Below are 25,495 nucleotides of genomic sequence, written 5' to 3'. Positions count from 1 at the left end.
GAAAATATCATGTTCTGTGAAGGCCTACTTGACCATAATTAAGATATATGTATAGAATATGACTATTAAGGAGAATCCGGTATATAAATATATGAAAAAATCTTTTGCAGTGAAAATTTTATTTTTGTGTATGTCTTTTTTAATTCTTGCAGGATGTACAAACAAAGGAAGAAAGCAGGTTACTGCCGAAATCGAATTTTGGAGCTTTCCCAATTTTACGTCTGAAACAGGAGAAGGCGGCGGTTTTGAAAAAAGTCTTATAGAGGCATTTCAAAAAGAATATCCCGGCATTAAGGTTAATTTTACGCTTATAAGCTTTGCAGATGGTGAGGCAAAAATCGAAGCTGCCATAGCTGAAGGCAAGGCTCCGGATGTCATTTATGACGCACCCGGCCGTATTCTTGCTTGGGCGGACAGAGGTTTATTGGAACCGTTAGATGATGTTCTTGCAACCGAAAAGCCCTATATTACCACAGGGCTTTTGGAAATTTCAGCCGGTAAAGACAGGCGTTCGTACATGTATCCCATGTACGGAGGCCCTTTTTCTATGGCTTTTAATAAAGAGATGCTTGAAGATTTGGGGCTCATAGATCTTTTACCCTACAAACGCTTAGATCGGTGCTGGACCGTAGCCGAATATGAGACCCTTCTTAAATCTTTAAAAGAAAAACTTCCCAAAGGGAAAACCCCTGGAGTCTTCTATTATAAGACTATGGGCGGTGATCAAGGAACAAGAGCTTTTTTGGTAAACCTTTTCGGAGATGCCAATCTTTTAAATGAAGACTATTCAAAATATATTTTTAATTCTTCTCAAGCCGTAAAAAATTTGAAGTGGACTATTAATGCAATGAGAGAAGGCCTTTTGCTTGATGGTGCAGAGCTTACTTCCAATGATGCAATTTCTATGTTTGCCGAATCAAAGGCAGCTCACACTATTTTATATTCACCGCAGCTTAATAAAATGTATGACGGAAAACGAAACTATAAGGGTAAAGATTTTACTCCGATTTATATGCCTTTCCCAAATGATTCTTCTGCACCTTTACTGGAATTTTTAGCAGGCGGAGCATGTGTGTTTAAAAGTTCCGATAAACAGAAAATAGAAGCGGCAAAACTGTTTTTAAAATTTGCCGCAACTGATGAGGTTTGGGCCTATAAACTTGTAAAGGCTACGGGAGGATTTCCGGCTACATCTAAAATTCAAATTGAAACTTCCGATGACGAAATATTATATAATTCCGTTCTTCAAAAATTTTTCGGCCAATATTATAATAATATAACCGGATTTTCTAAAATGCGTGAGTATTGGAATAAGGCATTAAAAGAAGCTTCATCGGGTAAAGATATACAAAATGTTCTTAACTCTTTTGTAAAAGACGCAGACCGCACATTGGGAGAATAAAAAATTATGAAACAAGAAAACAAAAATATCGATAAACGATTTAAATTATTTTCAATAAAAAATAAGATGGTATCGGTTTTTATATTTTTTGCCGTATCTCTTTTGACAGTGATGTGTATAATATCGGTATACCTTGCTTCTTTTTTTCTTATGCGTAATACCGAATATTTTATCAAAGAATTGGCTGAAGGTTCTTCTAAAGTTTTAAATGAGAGGGCTGATTCAATATTTAAAAAACTGGATACATTTTCAAATATGCCGATTATTCAAGATGACTCTGTTCCTTATTCTGAGAAAATTAATTTATTTAAAAATGAAATTCAAATGCTAAAACAAAGCGGATGGATTAGTTTCGGAATAAGCGGTCTTGACGGCGTCTTGTATAATACGGACGGTAAAACTGAAAAGATAAACAATACCGAGTGGTTTAAATCTGTCATAAAGGGAAAATATGTAATTACGGAACCTGAAATGTCTTTAACAAAAAGAAAGTATGTTTCTATAGTTGCAATTCCATTACGCGATTTACAGGGTAAAATTGTGGGAACTATTAATGCTTCAATTTTAGGCGATTCCTTATCGAATTTAATCAGTGATATAATTGTCGGTGAAACGGGACAGGCTTATCTTATCAGCCCTTCAGGAATTATTTTGGGAAGCCGTAGGCCGGAAATTTTATATAAAAATTTTTTTTCCGAAATATTAAATTCGGAGAAAACGGATTTTTCAATATTTTTAAAAGATGCCCTCGAGTCAAAAAAATCGGCTGTACAAGTTTCTAAAATAAACGGAGTAAAACATATCTCAGCTCTGTCTACAATGAGATATTCGGGATGGAAATTATTGATAACGGCTCCTGCTTCCGAATTTATTTCAGAGAATGTATCTAACCTCTTAAATATTTTTCTCGTTGTTGTTTTGTGCGGTATTGTTATTGCGGTACTTATAGGATTTTTTACTGCAAACAATATTGTTAAACCGATTAATAAAGTAATTGAAGTTCTTAAAAATATTTCGCAAGGCGAGGGCGATTTAACTGTAAGACTGCCTTTAATCGGTAATAATGAAATTACCGAGCTGTCTGAATATTTTAATAGAACAATTGAAAAGATAGGAAGTTCAATGCAGTCCGTAGGAGTTAACAGCCGCTCAATGGCTGAAATCGGATCGGACCTAGCTCTAAATATGAACCGGACAGCAGATTCCGTTCATGAAATTACTGAAAATATTAACGGCGTAAAACAGCAGGCTTTAACGCAGGCTACAAGTGTTACGGAAACGGCTGCAACAATTGAACAGATAATCAAAAATATTAAACAGCTAAATGCTTCAATTGAAAATCAATCTGAAAGCGTTTCACGCTCATCGGCTTCAATAGAACAGATGACTGCCAATATTGCTTCCATAACTCAAACCTTGGAAAAGACCGATAATCTTATTAAGACACTTGCCGAATCGACTGAGGACGGAAAAGAAATTGTTTCCAAATCAAATAGAGTAACTCAAAAAATTGCGGAAGAATCTGGCGGTCTTTTAGAGGCAAGCAGTGTTATTGAGCATATTGCAAGTCAAACAAATCTTTTGGCTATGAATGCGGCCATTGAAGCAGCTCATGCAGGAGAAGCCGGAAAAGGATTTGCCGTAGTTGCCGACGAAATCAGAAAATTAGCTGAAGAGTCAAGTGCACAGGGAAAAACAATTACAGCAACGCTTAAAGCCTTAAGCGGCGAAATCGATTCCTTGTCAGTATCTTCTAAAACGGCTGAAGAAAAATTCAGTTTAATTTTTAGTTTTTCCGAACAAGTAAAATCTATGAGTGAATTTTTAACCCAGTCCATGCGTGAGCAGGAAAATGCCGGTGTAGAAATTTTAAATGCTATAAAAAATATTAATTCCGTAACTTTTGAAGTAAGTAACGGTTCGGCTGAAATGTTAAGGGGCGGAGAACAGGTTGCTGAAGAGATGACTAAATTAGACGGCTTAACCCGGAAAATTACATTGAGCATGAATGAGATGGCTTGCAGTGCCGTTCAGATAAGTAATGCCATGAAGGAAGTCAATGAAATTACACAAAAAAATAAAATCAGCATTGAAAATCTGGCATTTGAGGTTAATAAATTTAAAGTATAGGGCAGCTTGAAAAATTTACATCGCTCTTTTACTCTTGCCTTTTTAGGCTAATCCGTGCTATAATAGCTCTTGAGGTTTTTATGAGTGATATCGAAAGTCAAATGTTAAAGAATGGTCTTATAAAGGTTCCTATAGATGAAAAAAGTGCCGGAAAAGAGAGTCCTTATAAGAGAGTTGCCAAATTCCTTTTTATAATCGGGGCGGAGCAGGCTGCCGATGTTTTAAGGCAGCTAACCAAGGAGCAGATAGACAAGGTTGTAGCAGAGCTTGTTACGGTTCAATCGATAGATAAAAAAGAAGCCTATGATATTCTAAATGAATTTAACGATATCTACAATAAAAACAAAAATCTTTTAGGCGGTGTCGATACGGCTAAGACTATTTTAACCGAAGCCTTCGGCGAGGCCAGGGCAGAAGAGATTCTTGAAACTGCCGTGCCTCCTAAAATGCCTAAACCTTTTGAGTATCTTGAAGGTATGGATAAGGATCGCCTGAGCCGAATATTACAAGGCGAGCTTCCGGCTACAAAGGCCATAGTTCTTTCTCAATTGGAACCTAAGCAGGCTGCAGCCTATATAAGCTCCATCGAAGATGAAGACGAAAAAAAAGACATCATCTTACGCCTTGCAAAACTTAAAAAGATAGATGCTGAAGTTCTTACTCAGGTAAGTGAGGCCTTAAAAAAGAAACTTGCCGATGTAAATTTAAACCGCACAAGCTCGGTTGACGGTGTTTCCGTATTGGCCGATATTTTGCGTAAACTGGATTATGAGACCGGCTCGAGTATTTTGGATTCTCTTGATCTTGAGGATGAAAATTTAACCGAAACTATAAAACGAAAACTTGTTACCCTTGATGATGTTATAAATATGAATCCAAAGCACATTCAATATCTAATTTCTCCTATGACCGATAAAGAATTGGCTCTTTTGATACATAATCAAAGTGAAGAATTTAGAAAGGTAATCTTGGCGAATATGTCTAAAAGCCGTGCTGCCTTGGTTCTCGATGAAGAGCAGTACATGGGACCTGTTCTAAAGCGTGATCTAAATAATACCGTTGACCACTTTTTAGCCCGAGTGAAAAATGAAGCAGAGCGGGGAAGAGTTATTATAGTAAAAGATGAAGACGATAAGTTTGTGTATTAGGTTCTGTTCGATTCCCCCGATTGAATAAAATAAAAATTTATGTAAAATAATGGATGGAGAAAATTATGATAACCGGAAAACGTTTTAAATTTATTCTATTGACTTTTATTTTTGCTGCAGGCCTTTTTTTTACACAGGCCGGTATTCTTTTTGCACAAGATAAACCTGATGCTCTAAAGCTTTACAGGCAGGGCCGAAGCCTTGATTCCATAGGAAGGCGTGAAGATGCAAGAGCCGCTTATCTATCCGCCATAGAAATTTGCCGTAACGAATTAAAGGTAAATTCTAAGAATATGGATTCTTATGCCGTATATACATGGTGCCTTTTTCGATTGGGCCGATATAAGGACACCGAACTGGTATGTAGTGATGCCTTAAAAATCGGGAGGGATGCCAGAATTATCGAAACCTTGGCAGAGGCTCAGTTTTTCCTTGGGAATTATAAAGATGCGTTGCGGAATATGGAAATGTATATCGAGATGGCTCCCAATGGCGAGCGTATAAGCGTTGCCCACTTTTTTGTCGGAGAGATTTACCGAAATACAAAAAAATATCACAAAGCCGATATTGCTTATTCCATTTCAGTGCACTTGGAGCCTTCCAATTCTCTTTGGTGGTATAGGCTGGGAATTGTCCGTGAAGCGGCCGGAGAAAAAGAAGGTGCGATTGCAGCCTATCAAACGGCAGTAAAACTCCGCCCCGAGTTTAAGGAAGCAGCCGAAGCCCTCAAACGTGTAAAGATTTAAATGCCTCAGCCTCTAATAGATTCCTTACAAAATTCTATCCGCTCATGGAAGGACATGAAAAATGCCTTCGATGAGATAGATGAAAATTCTTATCCCTACAACATTACAGGAATTTCCGGAGGTCTATTCGGATTTTTTTTAACGGAATATTTGTACAAAATCCGTAAACCTGTCCTCGTGGTAGTTCCGACCGAAAAGGAAGCGGAGGCTGTAAGAGCCGACTTGGATTTTTCCGGAATAGAAAATTTTGTATTGCCTTGGTGGGGCTCTCTTGCCTATAGGCCTATTTCGCCGACGGCACCTGTGTTTTCCGAACGAGCCGAAGTGCTGATCCGATTGCTTGAATCCGGGAATGAATCCTATACAAAAAACAAACCTCCGGTTTTTATCACTTGCCAGCGTTCCTTTTTAACTCCGGTTCCTCCGGCCGATTATTTAAAACAAAATAAGGTAGGAATTGCTGCAGGTTCAAGCCTTGATATTTTAAGCCTTGCAGAGCTTTTAACTCTTTGGGGTTATATAAGAGTTCCGCGTGTAAGCGTGAGAGGTGAATTTGCTCTGAGGGGAGAGGTCTTGGATATCTGCCTAGCTTCCAATTCGGGCTCTGAAAAAACGGCTTACCGAATTCAATTTGATTTTGATAAGGTAGAAAAAATAAAGAGCTTTGATATAGCAAGCCAAGGTTCTTTAGAAGAATATAAAAAAATTAACTTCTATCCCGTAAAAGAAGTAATTTGGAATGATGAGCGTATTGACTGCTTGGAAAAAAATTTAAAAACCTATTCGGAATTTTCTGAAAGTATTTTAAAAATTATTGATGCCTTAAAAGAATATAAAACCTTTGAAGGAGAAGAAATTTTTTATCCTCTTGCATTTCAAAAATCTTCTTCCGTTTTAGAATATGCGGAATTAAATAAGATTCCTGTTTTTTATTCGGACTATGACAGGCAAAAAAATTCTTCGGAAATTTTACTTAGAGAATATATGGGGCTTTATAAAAAAACAAAAACTCAATTTGACGAAAATGAAAAACGAAAAGCCCTTATTTCTGAATATCCCGAACCTCAACGCATCTTACTTCAATTTGAAAGCAATGTACAAAAATATAATAAGTCTATTTATTTTAGAACCTTAGCCGAGCAAGAAGATAAAAATAAAACTCTTAAATTTAAAACCGATCCGCCCCGCAGTTTTTTCGGGAACATAGTTTATTTACGCGAAGAATTAAATAGTCTTTTAAATGATGATTGGTCTATCTTCGTATTTGCCGAAAGCTATAATCAAGCTCTCCGTATCGAAGAGATTTTGCACGAAGACAGAATAAAAATTTTACCTTATAACCTTTCAGGCGGTTTCGGTATTCCTGATCTAAAAATTTTGGTAATCCACGAAAACGAAATTTTCGGCCGCCGCCGAAGAATTCCAAAATCTGTAAAGACTGCAAAGAGTTCGGTTATCGATACATTTATCGAATTAAATCCGGGAGACTATGTTGTTCATGTAAATTACGGCATAGGAAAATTCCGCGGTATCGAACGCGTTAAAATTTTAGATACGGAAAGGGACTATATAAATCTTTTATATGCAAATGATGAAACCGTTTTTATTCCGATTGAGCAGGCCGACCTTGTTCAGCGTTATATAGGAAATGAAGGAGAGGCTCCTCATCTCGATATCCTCGGCTCAAAGTCTTGGGAGAATAGAAAGAACAAGGTCAAAAAATCGGTTGAAGATATAGCCGCAAAACTCATTGACCTTTATTCTAAAAGAAAGGCGAGTACGGGCTTTGCTTTTCAAAAAGATGATGAATGGCAGACAGCCTTTGAAGCGGCTTTTCCTTATGAAGAAACCGATGACCAGCTTACCTGCATCGCTGAGGTAAAAGAGGACATGGAAAAGCCTGTTCCTATGGATAGGCTTATCTGCGGAGATGTAGGTTACGGTAAAACCGAAGTTGCAATGCGGGCCGCCTTTAAGGCCGTTATGAGCGGCAAGCAGGTTGCCTTTTTATCGCCTACAACTATTTTGACCGAACAGCATTTTGAAACCTTGGACAAGAGGTTTAAAAACTTCCCCGTAAAGTTAGCCCGTCTTTCCCGCTTTGTTCCAAAGGGGGAACAAAAAAAAGTTTTGGAAAAATTAAAAAAAGGCGAAGTGGATATTTTAATAGGAACTCACCGCATAATTCAAAAAGATGTTGTCTTTAAGGATTTGGGTTTGATGATTGTTGATGAAGAACAACGCTTCGGTGTTAAGGATAAGGAAAGATTAAAACAGATGAAGCACAATGTGGACTGTCTTTCCCTTTCTGCAACTCCTATTCCGCGAACCCTTCACATGTCGCTTTTAAAAATAAGGGACATGAGTGTAATTGCAACTCCTCCTCAAAACAGAAAACCTGTTGAAACGGTTATCGCTGAGTTCAATGCGGAAAAAGTTGCCGAAGTTATAAGACGGGAATCGGAGAGAGGCGGGCAGGTTTTTTATCTTCATAACAGGGTTGAAAGTTTGGATGAAACTCTTTTTATGCTTCAATCTCTTTTGCCTGAAATTATGATTGAAACGGCACACGGCCAAATGCCTCCAAATCAACTGGAAGAAATTTTTGAGCGCTTTAGTTTGGGCGGTTTTCAAGTTTTAATTGCGACCACCATTATCGAAAACGGCATCGACATTCCGAATGCCAATACCATCATTATAGACCGAGCCGACATGTACGGCGTTTCCCAGCTTTATCAGTTGAGGGGAAGGGTAGGCCGCTCCGACAAAAAGGCCTATGCCTATCTTTTATATCCTGACGATAAGGCTCTTTCCGAAATTGCTATGAAAAGATTGCAAGTTATTTCAGACTTTACCGAGCTCGGTTCCGGTTTTAAGATTGCGATGAAGGATATGGAAATAAGAGGAGCCGGAAATCTTTTGGGCAGGGAACAATCGGGAGATATTTATTCCGTAGGCTTTGATTTATATTTGCGTCTTTTGGACGAGGCTGTTCAAAAACTTCAAAACCAAGATTATGAACCTGTTCAAGAATCCGTTATCGAGCTTGAGTATTCGGGTTTTATTCCCGATTCCTATATTTCAAGTCCCGAAACCAAAATGGAAGTTTATAAAAAAATTGCAGCCGTTAAGGTGCAGGGAGACCTCGACAGAGTCTACTCCGAAATTCTTGACCGCTTCGGTCCGGCCCCCTCCGAAGTGGAAAGTCTTTTGGCTCTTTCCGAAATAAAAATTATTTGCAATCATCTTTCGATTGCAAGCCTAAAAGAAAGAAAGGCTGCCGTCCGCATCGAGTTTGCCCGTGTATCAAAAATCTCTGTAGATAAACTTTTGCGTATGATAAAAGAATCCGCAGGCCGTGTAAGCCTTGACCCTAAAGCCCCGAATGTCCTCATCCTCCAAACCGGCAAAATCGGCTTAAAAGAAAAAAGCGAATTCATCCGCGAAAAACTCGGCAGCTTGATGTAGGAATTTTTCTGTAGGAATTTTTCTTGCAAAATTTAAACAAATATGATACTATAAATTATGGTGAAGAAAATTTGGGCATCTTTTAAAGAATTTATTTACTCCCAAGACCTGATAAAAAAATCAAGATATTTGGCTTTTATTTTTTGCTTTATTATGTTAAACATCATTTTATTGATGTATTTTAAAATACTTCCAAGCGATAGGATGATATTTATATCAAATATACTTATTTTTTTTATATTTTTGATTTTAATGCTTAGACCAAAATACAGTCTATTATGGCCATTGATTGGCTGTATTGCTTTTTTTGTCAATATATTTGTTGGAGGAAATGTTCTGGGGTTACTTTTTTATTGTGTAAGCCTATTAATTTTATGGCGGTGTAATTTTTTTAAAAATCATACTGTTTTTAAATTAACTTTTGTTTTATCTTTTTTTATTTTTGCTTTTGTGTGTCAATATGTGAAATGGGGATTAGAGTTACTAAAACTGAGCCTTTTTAACATTGTTATTGCTTTAATACTCCTGGCCGGTGGTTTAGTTTTTTTTGCTCATGATTTAAGAAAATATTATACCAAAAAAAAAGTTTTTAATATTTCTAAGCTGGATTTAACAGTCCGGCAGAGTGATTGTTTTTTATTAGCCTCCATGCATTTATCATTTAAAGAAATTGCTGAACGACTCTGTATTTCTGAATCCGTTATAAAAAAAGAAATGACCAGAATATATCAGGTGCTTAATATAAACAACTATGCCGAATTCCTTATTTTTATAGAAAAACACGAAATAGTTGAGTAACAAATAAGAGCTTTATCGGAACCTAAGTTCTTTTTTATGGAACTTTGGTTCTTTGCTATTTTTCCATTGACAGATAAAAAAAAATCTCACATACTGTTTTTAGTATGGAGATTTTTATATGAAAAAGAGATATTTTTACTTTTTTATTTTGATTGTTGGTCTAATTGCGGCATGTAGGAATGAGGTGAATAATCCCGGCAAACGCGCTTTGTTTGATGAGAACCCTGTAACTATCAGATGGAATTCTAAAAAAGGTTCCTCAATTGATAGTTTTCAGGCAAATGTACAGATTCATACTATGAATAACCGTACAGATACACATGCAAAGCTTCAAGAAACTTATCATTTATCGATCAAAACAATTGGGGAGAGAATTCTTACACGGATTGATTTTCCGGCAGAGGAAAAATACGATATCTCGGCTAGATCAATAATTACCGACGGAAAAGAAGCGATAGTTTTTGATCCGAATACTGAAGTTATCGAAAAAAGGTTAATGTTAAATGATGATGTAGATTCAAGTCTGCAGTTTTTAAAACCGGAAACAGTTTTGAGCAGGGTAAATTTAAAATTTATCCGTTCTGAAGCTTCCCGTTTGGCATTGGATATGCAAGAAGATACGGAAACCGGCTTATTTGTTTTAAATTTACCTCCCGCTCTTTTATCGAAAAATAATTATGAAAAGCTGCTATCATCCCGTATTTGTTTTGATATGAATAACGAAATTCTTCAAGAAGTGGAAAATGTATATATTCAGGAGGATGGAACTAAAATAACAAGCAAGACAAATATTGTATACGAGGAAAAAGACGGTGTTCCGGTAAAAGTAGGAAGTTTTACCGAAATAGATGTTCAAAATCCTAATAAAATAGAAGTTGTCTCAGAAGGTACCGTTATTTATGATAGTGCGGATGATGTACCTGAAATTACTGCCGAAAAACTTGCCGAATTGCAGCAAAACGGAGAGGTAATTGAAAAAAAAGACATGATTTTTGGTGATCCGGGAGATTTAAGCTATAAGGAAACGGTTATAGAATTATATGAAGATATTAAAATAAATGAGGCAGATGACTCATTATTTAAACTCTTATTGTAAAATTAATGTGAGGAGAAATACAATGAAGAAAATAATAATAGCTTTGTTTTTTAGCTTTTGTATTTTAGCTGCTTTTTCGGAAGAAAGTGAGTCAAAATCAAAGGCAAGTGAATTTAATAATCTTGACAGCGGTATAAAAACCTACAAATTTGAAGGCTTTCAATTTTTGAACTATCAGCCTTCTTCGGATGGGCTCCAAGATATTATCAATGATGAATACGGCTTCATCAAAGAAAATAGTAATAATGAGAAATTTGCAATTGTAGGTCACAGTCAAGGTGGTTTGCGGGTTCTGGGATTTGCCGGTTATCTTAAAGATAATGATCCCCAGATGTTTAATCGATTGAATGCGGTTATTACCGTATCCGGGGTAGATCGAGGTTTAAAAGCCCTTGAAGGGGGATTGCCTGCCGTAAATGTTAAAATACGGCGAGATATAGGTATCCTCTATGACGGCTGTATAGGTGCCATAAAGATAATACCTCGTGCCCGTATTATTCTTGATTTAGGCGAAGTTTTCGAATTTTTAACTGAAGGAAATATCCTCAATAGAATTTGGAATTTTGTCAACGATAAAATATTACCGAATGACGGTATTATGGCTTGGCTTAAACCCTGCTTAAAGGCTGTTTCACCGGCAGTATCAGATGAAATATTAAGCGGTATGGGTGAAATTCGAGATATGATTCCGCAAAGCAACTTTATACGGCAATATGTTTTAGAGAGTAATGCTTATACATACAAAGTTCAAACAGGAACTGAAAGACATCTTAGATGGACCAGGGTAACTAGCCGTTGGGGATGGAGATATTGGGCCTTGCGTTGGCATTACACCCCTGTTTATAGTTGGTATACAGCATATAATCATATTTCAAAACTTCCTAATGAAATGCCTGTGGGCTATATTGTAGGATTAAAAAATAATACCCTTGATATGCTGCCCGACTCTGCAAATATACGAAAAAAAATTAAAGTATTCAGAATTGGTATGAATATTGCGAGCAAACTGCACATTATAAGAAGCTGTTGTTTATGGGGATTAATAACCGGAAGCCCCAGATATGCCCGCCAGTGTGCGGCTGCCCGAGACTACTGCTATAACATCGATAGTAATATAAATGACCTCCTAGGCTCTGATGAACATGACTGTTTGGTGGCAAAAGAAAGCCAATTTATACCTAAAAGTATCCATCCAAAATCTATCGATATTGAAGGGAAACCCTATGTTACCTTTGAGTATAACCATGGTGAAATTTTTTATAAAGATTCGGGAAATCCTCCTGATAAGGTTAAAAGAATGATAGAGAGAATGATTAAAACAGGTACAAAACAAAGATAATAAAAAATTTATGGTGGGCTTTTATTTTAAACTCGCCATAAATTTTAAGGAGAAAAACTTATGAAAAAACTGTCTATAGTGTGTATTTTGGTGTTTATTACGATAATTTTTACATCCTGCGATTTATTGTTCGGCGGTAAAAAAAAGCCCATACAAGAAAACAACGAACCTGTATATAATCCCGATTATGCATGGCAATTACAGCTGGACGGTAAACAGCTTAGTTCTCAAGCTTATGCAGATGGTAAGTACTTTTATTTATTGGAATTTATTGTCGAAGTAAATAGTGAAGGGAAAAGAATACAAGAAAAGATAAGACTTGTTAAGATAGATATGGAAAGCGGCACTTATGTGTGGAAGTCTTCAAAAGTATTTAGGGATAAATATGTAAATTTTTCTTTTTCGAATATTGTCAAGATAAAAGACAGATTATATTATATGTCGCCCTACGGTATAGTCTATTGTCATTCGGATTTAACGGGAGATGTGCAGGCTGCTGTACGAATAGGCAAAACCGAAAAAGAAGCTATTTTTAATAGTTGTGCTTATGATATAGTTACCGATGGAATGGACATTTATTGGGGTAGTTATGGTAATAGTGATCCTATAGCAACTCCTTTTTTCAAATTGGACCTTTCAAAAATCGATTATACTCATAGCAGTGAAATACAAACGATTATACCCGAATCAATATATGTAAGAGAAAATTATAAAGAATGTACTGTTTGGACAGCTCCGATAATCAAAGACCGTATTTTGTACTTTATAACAATGAATACATATACGCCCATAGATAAAGGAAAATGTATTCTTGTAGCTATAGATTTAACTACAAAGACCGTGTTATGGGAAACAGAGATTGAAAAACTTTGCGGTTCGGTTGCCAATTCCCTGTATGTGCATGACGATATTTTATATGTTTTGGACAGCAGTCTTTTAAAAGTAAACAAAAAGACGGGAAAGATACTTTTCAGATATGATGAGGAAGAGGGACCTGTTTTTACAAAGCCCCTAATAACACCTTCAGGGTATGTATGCGGTATTCAGTATCATGAAGGGAAATTTTATTATACTACTGTTGCATCAAGGGATGCTCATTTACAGATAAACATAGCAAAAGAGCATGTATATTCACTTGTCTGTGTAAATGCGGAAGATTTTAGATTGGAATGGGGTTTTCATCCTGTGGGAGGAACGAGCAGTACTTTTCCTATTATTGCAAATGACAGGGCCTATATTGTAACCCATTTAGACGGATTGCGTGTTTTTGACATAAAAACCGGACAACTTATAGGTGTAGATAAAACAGTCTTGGGCTGGGGCGATGAAGTAACTTTTTTATATAAAAATTACTATATCTTTTTTAATACCGACTTTGATACAAATAGGGCTAAACTTTGTGCAATAAGAGTTTAAGAAGATAGGAGAAAAACTTATGAAAAAACTGTCTATAGTGTGTGTATTGGTGTTTATTACGGTAATTTTTACCTCCTGCGATTTATTGTTCGGTGGTAAAAGAAAGCCCATAGAAGAAAACAACGAACCTGTATATAAGCCCGATTATGCATGGCAATTACAGCTGGATGGCATGCAGTTGCGCTCTCAGGCTTATACCGAGGCTAAATATTTTTATTTATTGGAATTTATTACGGATGTAGATAATAACGGTTCAAGATTGGAAAAAATAAGACTTGTTAAGATAGATATGGAAAGCGGCACTTATGTGTGGAAGTCTTCAAAGGTTTTTGCTGACACATCTTTAAATTTTTCTTTTTCGAATATTGTCAAGATAGAAGACAGATTATATTATATGTCGCCCTACGGTATAGTCTATTGCCATTCGGATTTAACGGGAGATGTGCTGGCTGCTGTACGAATAGGCAAAACCGAAAAAGAAGCTATTTTTAATAGCTGTCTTTATGATATAGTTACCGATGGTATAGACATTTATTGGTCAACCAGAGGTAACAGCGACCTTATGTTTAGACCATTTGTTAAATTAGAGGTTTCAAAAATAGATTATACTCATAGCAGTGAAATACAAACGATTATTCCCGAATCAATATATGTAAGAGAAAATTATAAAGAATGTACTGTTTTGACAGCTCCGATAATCGAAAACCGTATTTTATATTTTATAACAATGAATACATATACGCCCATAGATAAAGGAAAGTGTATTCTTGTAGCTATAGATTTAACTACAAAGACCGTGTTATGGGAAACGGAGATTGAAAAACTTTGCGGTTCGGTTGCCAATTCCCTGTATGTGCATGACGATATTTTATATGTTTTGGACAGCAGCCTTTTAAAAGTAAACAAAAATACGGGAGAGATAATTTTTAGGTATGATGAAGAAGAAGGCCCTGTTTTTACAAAGCCCCTAATAACACCTTCAGAGTATATATGCGGTATTCAGTATCATGAAGGGAAATTTTATTATACTACTGTTGCATCAAGGGATGCTCATTTACAGATAAACATAGCAAAAGAGCATGTATATTCACTTGTCTGTGTAAATGCGGAAGATTTTAGATTGGAATGGGGTTTTCATCCTGTGGGAGGAACGAGCAGTACTTTTCCTATTATTGCAAATGACAGGGCATATATTGTAACCCATTTAGACGGATTGCGTGTTTTTGACATAAAAACCGGACAACTTATAGGTGTAGATAAAACAGTCTTGGGCTGGGGCGATGAAGTAACTTTTTTATATAAAAATTACTATATCTTTTTTAATACCGACTTTGATACAAATAGGGCTAAACTTTGTGCAATAAGAGTTTAAGAAGATAGGAGAAAAACTTATGAAAAAACTGTCTATAGTGTGTGTTTTTATGTTGATTATATTAGGATGTAAGCAATTTCAAGACAAATCCAATGAAATAGGTATAAGAGTTTTAATTGAATCCGATAAATCCGATGAAAGTACGGTAAAAGTTTTTTTGGAAGATAAAAACGGTAATGCCGTAACTGCTGCCCGTATTATTTGTATCGATAAATCTAATCGTGCAGAGTTTTTGGAATTTGATTCTTCAAAATATTACTATTGGAAAAAAACTTATCTTCCTGCTTCCGGAAATATTATAATATATATTAAAACCAATGCTGCGACTCAAGAAAAAAAATTAACTATTCCGCATGAAAAAATATTAGAACCGGCTCAATTAATTGTTTTTCAAGATAGTTCGGGTAAGTCTATTTTAAAAGGTGAATCTGTTTCAAATACCGATAATATACAAATTGCTTGGAAGTCGTGCGGCAAAAATTGTATTTATACAGTAGAAGTAAAAAATACCTTTGATACTGTTTATAGCTATGCGAGTAATGCGTGTAATATTATAATTCCTGCTAATACACTTAAAAAAAATAATAATTATCGATTGGTTGTAACTGCTCAAAAATATTTTGGAGACCCTTTATTTGAAAAATATAATTATTGTTCTGTTTCATCGATACAGACAGGGGGTATTAATTTTGTTACGGAATAAATCTTTATTTTTTCTTTTTTGTATTTTATTGATTTCATGTAAAAATAAATACAGTACAAATGATTTTATCTTTCATATTATTTCTCCTATAGAAAGCAATGTATACTATGATGATTTACCTGTTGTATTGTCTATTAATAAGGATATTGACTCCGTTTATTGGACATCCTCTATTAACGGTGATTTAGGTAAAGGTTCTCAGATTTCTGTTAACCTTTTACCGGGAAAGCACAAAATAAAAGTAATAGCTATGGGGTGTGAAAAAGTAATTTCCATAACCGTATTAGAACGCTTTAATAAAAACTTGATGAAGTCAAAATTCCGTATTCTTCAAACACCATTTGATTGTATATTTAAAAATCAAAAATATAAAGCCTATATTGCTTCATTAAACGGTAGTGCTGATAATTTTTTTATCAAAAAGAAAAACTTAAATTATTTGAACTGCAAAGATACAAATTTGGAAGATGAGGATGGTTTAAAACTATTTAGATGTTATGATAATATTAACTCAGTCTCTCCTATACCGGATGTTCCTATTCTTAGATATTTTAAAAATACAATTGAAAATAAAAGTGAAAAAAAATTTTATATTGTTAATACAAAAAATCAGATTGCGGAACCTCATTATATTTCCTTTAAAAAATATTATAGTTCAGATAATATTGATGTTTGGATTCCAAAAAAAACTTTAATCGATACAGTTTTTTTAGATCTTTGTATCAATGAGGTTGAAAATATTATTTTGGATCGAGTTTTAAAAATTTTTGGAAAAGCCGCCGATATTGATAAAAACGGCAAGATAACTATTATTTTTACTCAAACTATAAATGATGAAAAAAAAGCTTTAGGTTTTTTTAATCCTGCAGATTTCTTTAAAAATAACAAGGATAAAAATTCTGTTTTATATAATCCGTCAAGTAATGAGGCGGATATTATATATGCAGCAATTCCTTCTGGAAATCCTTCTGATAATTATTATTATAAAGCCATAGCAGCAACAATCGGACATGAACTTACTCATGCTGTTAGTTTTACGGCAAAAACATATTCTCGCATAATCGAAGGAAATTTAGAAGCTGGCCGAATGGATGTGTTTCTAGATGAAGGATTAAGTCATTTATCTGAAAATTTAATTGGATACGGGTTTAGCGGAGGAAATATAAAATTTTTTAATAAATTCTTAAAAGACACGACAGCTTATTCTTTCTGTAAAAATAGTGCAGCCGGTTTAAGCGATTCCGCTGGGCAGCGGGGAGCGATGACTCTTTTTTTATCATGGTGTTTTTGGAAAAAAGGCGGAATGGATTGGGATGTCGATAATAAAGTAAACCTAATTGATAAGGGCGGTATAAGCTTTTTAAAAGAATTAATTAACTCTGAATATACAGGATGGGAAGCAATTGGATATGCTTTTGGTACACCGACAGACACGCTTTTTTTAGAAATGCTAGATTCTATTATACAAAGTTGCAATAACAAAGAATCTGTTTCTTGCAAAAAAGATCCTTTGACCAATGAAGCTGTTGAATTTTTACCTTGTATGGGTGAGATCGATTATAACGGCTTTAAAATTACCATATCCGAACCTGAACCTAAAATAAAAGAGGGGGATGTAATAAAGCGTTTTTTACCCTATAGTTTTGCTTTTTTAGATAACAGTTTACTTGAAATCGAAAACATATATAATGTCCTTACATTTTATAGTGAAAATTTAGAAGATTCTATTTTGTTTTCTTTAGTAAGATAAAAATCGAATATTTTTTTGTCAATATTTTTTTGTCAATATTTTTTTACAATATTTTTTTACAATATTTTTTTACAATATTTTTTTACCCTTTACAGATTAAAATTTATATGCTATTATATATCTTGTGAATTTTATATAAACATTTTTGGAGGAAAATATGAAAAACTTACAAAAGAAAATCTATTTATTCGGAATAGCGGCAATATGTGTGTGTTTATTTATTTCTTGTTTTTCGGATAATACAAAACAAGAATTTCCGAAAGAGGCTAAGGATTGTGCTGATTATGTTTTACAAAACTATATGACACCTGAATCCTATGTTATAGAAAAATTTAAAGATCATGATGCCGTTATTTTAGGTGAATACCATAGAATAAAACATGATCCGCTTCTTGTACAAAAACTAATTCCCTTGTTGTATGAAAACGGAATTTACACTGTAGCAATTGAATTTGCCTTATATGAAGATCAGCCTCTTATCGATGTCCTTGTTACTGCACCGCAATATGATGAAAAACTGGCTCAAAAGATAAATTTAAATGCATATGTGAGTATAGGGCTTGGAGGTTATCATGAATACTGCGATATTTTTAAAGCTGCATGGAAATTAAATGCCTCACTTCCTCCCGATTCAAAAAAAATGCGCATACTCGGAATAAACGATGTTCTCGATTGGTCTCTTCAAAAAACGGAAGCTGATAGGAATAATCCTGAAATACGTAAAAAAATTTTCCGTAATTTTTCTGAAAAAAATTGGGCGGATAGAGTAAAAACCGAAGTGCTCGATAGGGGAGAAAAGGTGCTTTGTTATTGCGGTATGCACCATGCTTTTTCCAAATACCGTCAGCCTATTGCAGATGTAAAAACAGGTAAGTTTATTCGCTTTGGTGATCTTAGATTTGGAAATGCTTTATATGAAAAAATTAAAGATAAGGTATTTACTATTTCGCTGCATTGTCCCTGGGTATCTGTACAAGGCTATGATGCTCCCTACGTTTTGCCGGTTGACGGCGTAATTGATTATGCTATGGCACTCCTTCCTAAAGAAAACCGTCACTTCGGTGTAGATATGGCTTCTTCACTTTTCGGTTTACTGAAGTCGCAAACAAGTTATTATAAATACGGTTATGAACCTTTTATGTTAAAGAATTTTTGTGACGGTTATATTTGCCAAGGCCCTTTTACCGAATATGAAGGAGTAACACCGATTAAAGATTTTATTAACGAGGATAATATTGAATATGCAAAAGAACATTTAGGCTATCCGTTTAACCAACATTCTATTAACCAAATGAATGAAGGTAACGCTTCCGATGCACAAATAAAGCGGCATCATCTTAAAAGCGTTATTGAAGCAGTAAAGGACTTGTATAAATAAGAACATATTAAAACGATCTCTACACCCTGATTCCTAGGTTATCTATATCCAAGCCGGATTTTTGTTCAAAGTATTTTTTTAGTTCGATATGTTTGTTCCATTTGTCTTGGGGATAATAGCCGTGGCGTTTTTTTACATCGCTCATTCTCTCTTCGATTTTTGCAGAACCTTGAGGGAGAGCAATGCTGTCGCATAGCTGAATGAGCCTGTCGTAATCGTCATATTCGTATTCGTCGATAAGCTTTTTTATTTTTTTATACGCTTCAGGGCTGACATCGTTTTTGCCGATATAGGTTTCTATTTTTTTTATAGAAAAAGAATGAGTTATACATACTCGGGCAGCCTCATCATAGCCTAATTTCATAAGATACTCATAACCGTCTATTACATGGGCAAGGGCTGTTACGCCTTCCCTCCGTCCTATATCGTGGAGGAGTCCCAAAATATAAGCCTTGTCAGGGTTCAAGTCCTTGCATGCGGAAGCGATTTTTTGCGCACACTTGGCTGCAACAATGGAGTGTTCCCTCCAAGGACCGGGATTTTTTAAATAGGATTCTTCAAGTAATCTTTCTGCTTCTTCTTTAGAAGGTAACATTTTTTCCTCAAAAAAACCGCCCGGTGCTCAAGCCCTAGCTTTTTATAGAACTTGTAAGCTCGGCACATTAAGGCGGTTTTATTAAAAATTTAAGAGTTTACTTTCCGGAAATTGTAATGCCTGTAGAATGCATCCACGGAACTATTGCGTTTCCGTAGTCTACTTTTTCTTTTGAAACGGAAATTATATCGTTGAACATCTTTACGATGTTTCCTGCTATCATCGTTTCGGAAAGAGGTTTTGTAATTTCGCCGTTTTCGATGAGGTAGGAGTTTTTTGCAACGCCCGAAAAGTCTCCGTTTGCGGCAGGGTTTCCGCCTGAAAAACGGCCGAGTAAAATTCCTTTTTTGACATTCTTAATCATATCGGCCTTTGCCGTATTTCCGCTTTCGATGATTAAGCCTTCTCCTCCCGAAACACAGCGCGGTAGTCCTGTTTTTTTAGAACCGTAAAGCCCTAAAACAAAGTCTTTTAAAACGCCCTTTTCGATAAGTGTTTTGTTTTCGGTTTTAAAGCCGTCTCCGGTGTAAAGGCTTTCAAGTTCAGTGCCCGCCGGTTTTCGGGGAAACGAATGGAGGGTAAATAAATCCGATAGTACTTTTTGGTTTAATTTATCCTTCCAAATAGATGTGCCTGTAATGAGGGGCATATCTCCCATAAAAAGCCCCAGCATAGTACCTACAAAATCTATCATACTCATAGGAGTTATAACTATATCCCCTGTAAAGGAACCTGAAAGAGGGGCTGTAACCGTTTGCCCGCAGTTTTCCCTCATTATCTCATCGAGGTTTCCCCAGTCCTTTAAGGGCTTATCCAAGTTAAGGTGAGCGGCTTCGCTATAGTTAAAGCTGCTCGTACCCTTGCCGTCTTTTGCAAAGAACATTGCAGCAAAATTGTATATGCTTGAGCTTTGTGTAAAGCGCACTCCGTTTGAGTTTGCAAAGTTTTGTTCGCTTCGTGTAAAGTCCAAAACACATTGGTTTAATTGCAGGCTAGGGTAGGCCGATTTTGTATAATCTAAAAATTCTTTTAGCCTCTCATACATTTTTTCGTTATTGGGTTCCGTATCGCCGTAGGAAAGAGTTTCTCCCTTTTGCATAGGTGAAATATCGTTCCCGTCATCTTTTTCGGAAGAACGAGAAAGGGAAACAGCCTTTGCTGCATTTTCTTTTAAGACCTTTTCGCTTAAATCGTTTCCTGCAATATAGCCCTTTTTGCTTTCTACAAGGGAGGTCATCGAAACTGAAATATCCGTCGTGCTCCTGTAAAGGCTTAAACGGCCTGCATCAATATTCATTTCACTTTTTACGCTTTTTGAAACCCTTGCCGTAGCCTTATCGGCTCCCTCTTTTTTAAGGGCATCCAAGATAAATTCCGTATGTTTTATTCCGTCAAATCCGCTCATTATTCCCGTCCTCCTACTCCGATTTTACACTTGATTGCAGGCCCGCCCATTCCTACATTGATGAGCTGCTTTTTTCCGCACATGCCGGCATTGCTCCAACTCATATCGTCGCTTACCATTGTTACGGTTTTAAGCATGTCGAAGGCTACTCCCGCTATAGTGCAATCCTTTACGGCCCTGCCGATTTTTCCGTTTTTAATTTCATAACCGAGCACTACGCCGAACATAAATTCGCTTGTAGAGTCGGCCTGCCCATTCGATGAGCGTACAAAATAGTAGCCGTTATCGATGCTCGCTATCATGTCCTTGAGCTTATCCTTTCCGGGGAGAATGGCGGTGTTCCGCATACGCACCAAAGGCTCATCCGAAAACTCGTTTGCACGGGCGTTTCCTGTAGGATCTACCTTGAAGATGGCTGCCGACTGTTTGTTATGCATATAGGATCGTAAGATTCCGTCCTTTATTATAACGGCATCCTTTGCAGCAACTCCCTCATCGTCTATCCAAATCGGAACTGGGCATATTTTACCGTTACACTCGTAGGCAAAGTCTACGAGTGTTACCAATGGAGTCGCAACTTCCTTATTCATAAAGTCTGCTGCAATGGAACCGGACATTACGAAGTCCGATTCTGTGGTATGTCCTATTGCTTCATGGGCAAGGATACCTGCAAGGTCGGGGCCGAGTACAACATCGTGAATACCGGGCTTAGCATAGACTCCGGCCGCCTTTTGTTTTAGGTTTTCAACCATTTCGTCTATTTTAGAATAGTAAAGATTAGGCTTATCGAAGAGGTTTTTAAATTGACCGTAGCCTCCGAATACATCGTAGAGGCCTATGGGTTGGCCTTCCGAAAGGAGCTTAAAGCTCACCATTAAATTTGCCCTTGAAATATAGGTATGGGCATCAGCCTTGTCCGAGGTAATAAGATGCCTTTCGGTTCCATTGGCCGAGATTCTAAAAATTCTTGATTGAAGTTCGGGATATTTTTTTGCCGTGTAGTTTTCAAGGTCTTTTATAAAGTCTATAGCTTCCTTTTGATCGGCATCCTTGGAAGGATCGTATTTTCCGTAGGTGCCCTGTCCCGTAAAGGCAGGAAGTTCTGCTTGACCGCTTCCCGTTTTTTTAGCTAAAAACTTAACGTTTTCGCTTGCCGATTTTATAGATGAGGCTATGGCCTCGTCCGTTTGTTCGGGTGATGAGGCAAAGCCCCATACCCCGTCCTTAAAAGAGCGGGCACAAACTCCGGCTTTTCGGGCTTGAACATTGTTTACAAGATCACCGTTTAGGGCTGCAACCGACATAGCCGTATTTTCTTGAACCCTAAGTTCGGTGTACTCCGAAAAAAGCCTCGCATGGCTCTTTAAATCATCAAATCTCATGACATACCTCCATAAAAAGTTTTTGTAGGAAATATTAATTTCCGAAAAATTTTATTCTTCTTCAAATTTATTGTTAAAAATAGTTTCGATTGCTTCGCATGCTTCCTTTTCATCAGGCCCATCGCAGGTAAGAGTGAGCTCCGTGCCGTAGGCTGCGGCCATAGTTATAATTCCTATTACCGATTTGGCATTGATTTTTGCATCTTCCTTGCATAAAAAAATCTCCGAAGAAAAATTATTCGATTTTTGTGCAATAAGAGCTGCCGGACGGGCATGTATTCCGGCCCGATTTTGAACCTTAATAGTTTTTGAAATCATAATTTAATCCTTTTAATATGTGTCGTCATCAGTGTAGTAGGGTGTCCTTGCAGAATCGGTTTCGATCCATCTAAGAACATTTCTGCTGAATTCTCTTGCAGAAAAATACCCCATACTCTTTAGTCTTTCATTTTTAGCTGCCGTTTCTAAAATAATCGGCACATTCCTTCCGGGTTTAACCGGTATTTCCAACAGAGGAATTTTAACATCAAGAATTTCCGTTGTAAGTTCTTCAGTTCCCAATCTATCATAAACCTTTTCGGCATCCCATTCTTCAAGTTTTGCAACCAGCTGAATCTGCTTTACTTCCCGTATAGCTCCTATACCGTAAAGCTGTCGTATGTTTATTATACCCAAACCTCTTATTTCCATGTGGTGTCCTATAATCTTATTGGCTCCCCGTCCTACAAGGGTATTTCCGTTTATGCAGGAGATTTCGACCACATCGTCGGCTACGAGGCGGTGTCCTCTTTCGATGAGCTCAAGGGCTGTTTCGCTTTTTCCGACTCCTGAGCTGCCCATTATGAGAATGCCTAGGCCGAAAACTTCAACCAAGACTCCATGTAAAGAAATTTTAGGTGCAAAGGTATTCGATAGGATTCTTAAGAGGCGTAAGGCCAGTTCATTTGAAGAAAGAGTTGAAGTCAAAATAGGGCAATTATGCTTATCGCTTATTTCTAAAAATTCTTTTGGAGGTTTTAAATCGTTTGAAAATAAACAGCACGGAATTTTAAAAGAAAACATTTTTTCGATTGTGGACAGGTCTTTTTTTTCCGTAAGGGTGGCAAGATAGGCATATTCTCCTCGGCCGAAAAGCTGCACTCTTTCATTTGCAAATGAATCGAAAAAGCCTGAAAGGGCAAGTCCCGGACGGTTGATATTAGGTTCCAGAATCTTATTGGAAAGCCCCATTCTCCCCGATACACAGGTTAATTCAAGGGAGTCATGTTTTTTAAGGTCTAATTCCAAAAGGTTGAGCACCGAAAAGCTTATGTTAGCCATGTCTTTACTATACACATTTAAGGTCTTTTTGTAAACAGACTTTGCCTGATTTTCGGTTGTTTTCATAATTTAAAATTTACCGGTTTAAAATGAAAAAAGGGAGCTTTTTTCGAGCTCCCTTAAAATTAAAAACTTAAGTTAAGTTTATTTCTTTTCTTGAATTTTGTCCTTCTCTTTTTTGACTTTTTGGTCGGCTATATCCATCATTTTATTGACGCCGGCCTCAAACTCATAGTTTTCGGTTGAAACATGGGCCGTGCCCCCCCACCTGAAGTTAATTGTTGTGTCGTAGATAAACTTTTTATCCAGTTTGATAAAGCACTGAATATCGGTAATAAGATTATCCGCATATTCAATTCTTTTAAACTTTTGATCGAGATATTTTTTCTGATCCTCGTCCATCGTAAATTTTACTGCTTGAATGTTAATGTTCATAATTTCCTCCACACAATTTCATTGTACTTATAGCATACTACACTTTTACCGAAAAGTCGAGCGTAAAATACAAATAAATGGTAAAAAAATGAAATTGAGAGGAAAATAGGCTTTTAGTAAAAACTATAGGCCTCTTGGGGCCTTTGCAGGGTCGATGGGCTTATTTTTATCGTAAACCATAAAGTAAAGTCTTGCCTTACCGGTAAGTAATTCTACTCCCAGCTCTCCCAGCTTTTGACCTACGGCGATTGTATCGCCTTTTTTTACGACGATTTTCTCCATTCCGCCGTAAACATAGATGTGTTTTGTCTTAGATTGAACAAATACGACCTGCCCGAAGCCACGGTGCGGGCCTGTAGATACGACCTTCCCCGAGCTTACAGCCTTTACGGACTGTCCTTTTACCGAGTCTATAACGACTCCTGTAATTTTCCCTGAAAGATAAGAAACCTTTGAGGCCGGAACGGGCCAAAGTAGCTTGGAATCGGCCTGCTTTGTAGAAGTGCTTGGTTTTACGGATTGTGTTTCCTTATCGGAGCCCGCCTTTGTAATTGAGGTCTTGTCTTGCTTATCGGTTTGGGCTGAATTGCTCTTCTGCTCTTTGGCCGAGCCTTGGGATTTACCTTTAGGGATTTTTAAAATTTGGCCTATTTTTAGGGGTGTTTTTTCGCTAAGGCCGTTTAGTTTAAGAATATCGGAAAATTTGACACCGAATTTTTTTGCCAAGGCATAAAGGGTGTCTCCTTTTTGTATCACATGAGTAAGTTCCTCCGAACCGGTCTTGACATTAGTTTTTTTATCATTTTTTGCAGAACTTGCTACGGGAATTATGAGTTTTTGTCCTATTTTTATTTTTGAAGGATCGCTTAAATTATTTTTTTTGAGAATAGAATCTACAGGCGTGTTATATTTTTTACTGATAGAATAGAGGGTGTCTCCTTTTTCGATTATGTGGATAACATCTTCCGCAAATCCGGCAAATGAGAACAGAACAAAAAATAAAAGCCTTAAAATGTTTTTTTTATACATTAAGCCTCTTTAGACCCTTTGATTATCTAGGGAAATTCCTTAGGATTGCGAGTCCTGAGTGGTAAACATATCAACCATAAAGGCTAAATCTTCCGGAGAGAATTCAATGTTTTTTTCCTGTACCCTTTCTTCATTCGTGGTATTGAGTTTTTGCAGCAGACTAAAAACTATATAGGTTAGGATAACATTTCCTGCTTTTGGGTGAGCTTTTATATATGCCGTAAATTGCTCTTTAGATATTAGGAGGATTGTCGAAGGATCCAAGGCGTTTACGGTGGCCGTTGCAGGCTGATCTTTAAAGAGAGAAGTTTCACCAAAGCTTGCATTGTTTTGTAAAATACCTATTTTTACATCTCCCCATTTTCCGCTTTTTACTATTTCAAGTTTTCCGCTTAATAATACAAAAAAGCCATTGTTTTCGGTACCTTCGGTAATAATACTTTCGCCTCGTTCATAGGAAAGAATTTCAGAAAAATCTATTATCTGCATTAAATCCGCATCTTCAATGCACGAAAAAATAGCTGTTTGTTTTACTTCTTGAAAAAAAATGTCTCTATCCATTTCTACCTTGTTCATGTCTACT

Annotated in this window: 21 protein-coding genes; 13 read left to right on the top strand and 8 right to left on the bottom strand. The window is 36.5% G+C overall.

Features of this window, described 5'->3' with window-relative positions; all coding sequences use genetic code 11:
• The first annotated feature begins 91 nt into the window (after positions 1 to 91).
• The 13 genes from E4N80_RS06450 (at position 92) to E4N80_RS06390 (ending at position 18,746) form a co-directional block, all read left to right on the top strand.
• Complete coding sequence (locus E4N80_RS06450) at positions 92 to 1,402, top strand: ABC transporter substrate-binding protein (protein WP_253698345.1); 1,311 nt, start codon at positions 92 to 94, stop codon at positions 1,400 to 1,402.
• Positions 1,403 to 1,408: 6 nt separating this feature from the next.
• Positions 1,409 to 3,532: a methyl-accepting chemotaxis protein gene (locus E4N80_RS06445; RefSeq protein ID WP_253701037.1), complete on the top strand. Its 2,124-nt coding sequence runs from the start codon at positions 1,409 to 1,411 to the stop codon at positions 3,530 to 3,532.
• Positions 3,533 to 3,612: 80 nt separating this feature from the next.
• Positions 3,613 to 4,680 (top strand): flagellar motor switch protein FliG, encoded by a 1,068-nt coding sequence (locus tag E4N80_RS06440; RefSeq protein WP_253701036.1) that lies wholly within the window; start codon positions 3,613 to 3,615, stop codon positions 4,678 to 4,680.
• A 65-nt stretch (positions 4,681 to 4,745) separates the two neighbouring features.
• Positions 4,746 to 5,426, top strand: coding sequence for a tetratricopeptide repeat protein (locus tag E4N80_RS06435; RefSeq protein ID WP_253701035.1), 681 nt, complete (start codon positions 4,746 to 4,748; stop codon positions 5,424 to 5,426).
• Positions 5,427 to 8,894: a transcription-repair coupling factor gene (gene mfd, locus E4N80_RS06430; protein WP_253701034.1), complete on the top strand. Its 3,468-nt coding sequence runs from the start codon at positions 5,427 to 5,429 to the stop codon at positions 8,892 to 8,894.
• Between the two features lie 57 nt (positions 8,895 to 8,951).
• Positions 8,952 to 9,692 (top strand): response regulator transcription factor, encoded by a 741-nt coding sequence (locus tag E4N80_RS06425; protein WP_253701033.1) that lies wholly within the window; start codon positions 8,952 to 8,954, stop codon positions 9,690 to 9,692.
• A gap of 118 nt (positions 9,693 to 9,810) precedes the next feature.
• The gene (locus tag E4N80_RS06420; protein WP_253701032.1) at positions 9,811 to 10,788 is read left to right on the top strand and encodes a hypothetical protein; all 978 of its coding nucleotides are present in this window, start codon (positions 9,811 to 9,813) and stop codon (positions 10,786 to 10,788) included.
• A 22-nt stretch (positions 10,789 to 10,810) separates the two neighbouring features.
• Positions 10,811 to 12,127, top strand: coding sequence for a hypothetical protein (locus E4N80_RS06415; protein WP_253701031.1), 1,317 nt, complete (start codon positions 10,811 to 10,813; stop codon positions 12,125 to 12,127).
• A gap of 60 nt (positions 12,128 to 12,187) precedes the next feature.
• A complete protein-coding gene (locus E4N80_RS06410) occupies positions 12,188 to 13,543 on the top strand; it encodes a PQQ-like beta-propeller repeat protein (protein ID WP_253701030.1) in 1,356 nt (451 codons plus the stop codon).
• Positions 13,544 to 13,562: 19 nt separating this feature from the next.
• Positions 13,563 to 14,915 carry a PQQ-binding-like beta-propeller repeat protein gene (locus E4N80_RS06405; protein WP_253701029.1) on the top strand — a complete coding sequence of 451 codons (1,353 nt, stop codon included), beginning with the start codon at positions 13,563 to 13,565 and terminating at the stop codon, positions 14,913 to 14,915.
• Between the two features lie 19 nt (positions 14,916 to 14,934).
• Positions 14,935 to 15,618: a hypothetical protein gene (locus E4N80_RS06400; protein WP_253701028.1), complete on the top strand. Its 684-nt coding sequence runs from the start codon at positions 14,935 to 14,937 to the stop codon at positions 15,616 to 15,618.
• The gene (locus E4N80_RS06395; RefSeq protein ID WP_253701027.1) at positions 15,605 to 17,368 is read left to right on the top strand and encodes a hypothetical protein; all 1,764 of its coding nucleotides are present in this window, start codon (positions 15,605 to 15,607) and stop codon (positions 17,366 to 17,368) included. The genes E4N80_RS06400 and E4N80_RS06395 overlap by 14 nt, the downstream gene beginning before the upstream one ends.
• A gap of 157 nt (positions 17,369 to 17,525) precedes the next feature.
• Positions 17,526 to 18,746: a hypothetical protein gene (locus E4N80_RS06390; RefSeq protein WP_253701026.1), complete on the top strand. Its 1,221-nt coding sequence runs from the start codon at positions 17,526 to 17,528 to the stop codon at positions 18,744 to 18,746.
• A gap of 19 nt (positions 18,747 to 18,765) precedes the next feature.
• On the opposite strand, the gene E4N80_RS06385 is transcribed toward E4N80_RS06390, so the two are convergent.
• The 8 genes from E4N80_RS06385 to E4N80_RS06350 all read right to left on the bottom strand — a co-directional run bounded on the left by E4N80_RS06385 (position 18,766) and on the right by E4N80_RS06350 (position 25,488).
• Positions 18,766 to 19,341: an HDOD domain-containing protein gene (locus E4N80_RS06385; RefSeq protein WP_253701025.1), complete on the bottom strand. Its 576-nt coding sequence runs from the start codon at positions 19,339 to 19,341 to the stop codon at positions 18,766 to 18,768.
• Positions 19,342 to 19,438: 97 nt separating this feature from the next.
• The gene (locus tag E4N80_RS06380; protein ID WP_253701024.1) at positions 19,439 to 20,746 is read right to left on the bottom strand and encodes a TldD/PmbA family protein; all 1,308 of its coding nucleotides are present in this window, start codon (positions 20,744 to 20,746) and stop codon (positions 19,439 to 19,441) included.
• Positions 20,746 to 22,128 (bottom strand): TldD/PmbA family protein, encoded by a 1,383-nt coding sequence (locus E4N80_RS06375; protein ID WP_253701023.1) that lies wholly within the window; start codon positions 22,126 to 22,128, stop codon positions 20,746 to 20,748. The genes E4N80_RS06380 and E4N80_RS06375 overlap by 1 nt, the downstream gene beginning before the upstream one ends.
• Before the next feature lie 51 nt (positions 22,129 to 22,179).
• Positions 22,180 to 22,446, bottom strand: a complete 267-nt coding sequence (locus tag E4N80_RS06370) for an HPr family phosphocarrier protein (RefSeq protein WP_002677845.1) — start codon at positions 22,444 to 22,446, stop codon at positions 22,180 to 22,182.
• A gap of 12 nt (positions 22,447 to 22,458) precedes the next feature.
• Positions 22,459 to 23,514: an HPr(Ser) kinase/phosphatase gene (gene hprK / locus E4N80_RS06365; protein WP_253701022.1), complete on the bottom strand. Its 1,056-nt coding sequence runs from the start codon at positions 23,512 to 23,514 to the stop codon at positions 22,459 to 22,461.
• 78 nt (positions 23,515 to 23,592) lie between these two features.
• Positions 23,593 to 23,883, bottom strand: coding sequence for an HPF/RaiA family ribosome-associated protein (locus tag E4N80_RS06360; RefSeq protein ID WP_253701021.1), 291 nt, complete (start codon positions 23,881 to 23,883; stop codon positions 23,593 to 23,595).
• 123 nt (positions 23,884 to 24,006) lie between these two features.
• Positions 24,007 to 24,912 carry a M23 family metallopeptidase gene (locus tag E4N80_RS06355; protein WP_253701020.1) on the bottom strand — a complete coding sequence of 302 codons (906 nt, stop codon included), beginning with the start codon at positions 24,910 to 24,912 and terminating at the stop codon, positions 24,007 to 24,009.
• A gap of 39 nt (positions 24,913 to 24,951) precedes the next feature.
• Complete coding sequence (locus E4N80_RS06350; RefSeq protein WP_253701019.1) at positions 24,952 to 25,488, bottom strand: cyclic nucleotide-binding domain-containing protein; 537 nt, start codon at positions 25,486 to 25,488, stop codon at positions 24,952 to 24,954.
• Positions 25,489 to 25,495 lie beyond the last annotated feature (7 nt).

Origin of the sequence: Treponema denticola (assembly GCF_024181605.1) — a bacterium.
In the GTDB taxonomy this organism is placed as follows: Bacteria; Spirochaetota; Spirochaetia; order Treponematales; family Treponemataceae; genus Treponema_B; species Treponema_B denticola_B.
The sequence above is the reverse complement of the archived record's forward strand: the minus strand, read 5'-3'. Positions and strand labels throughout refer to the sequence as shown.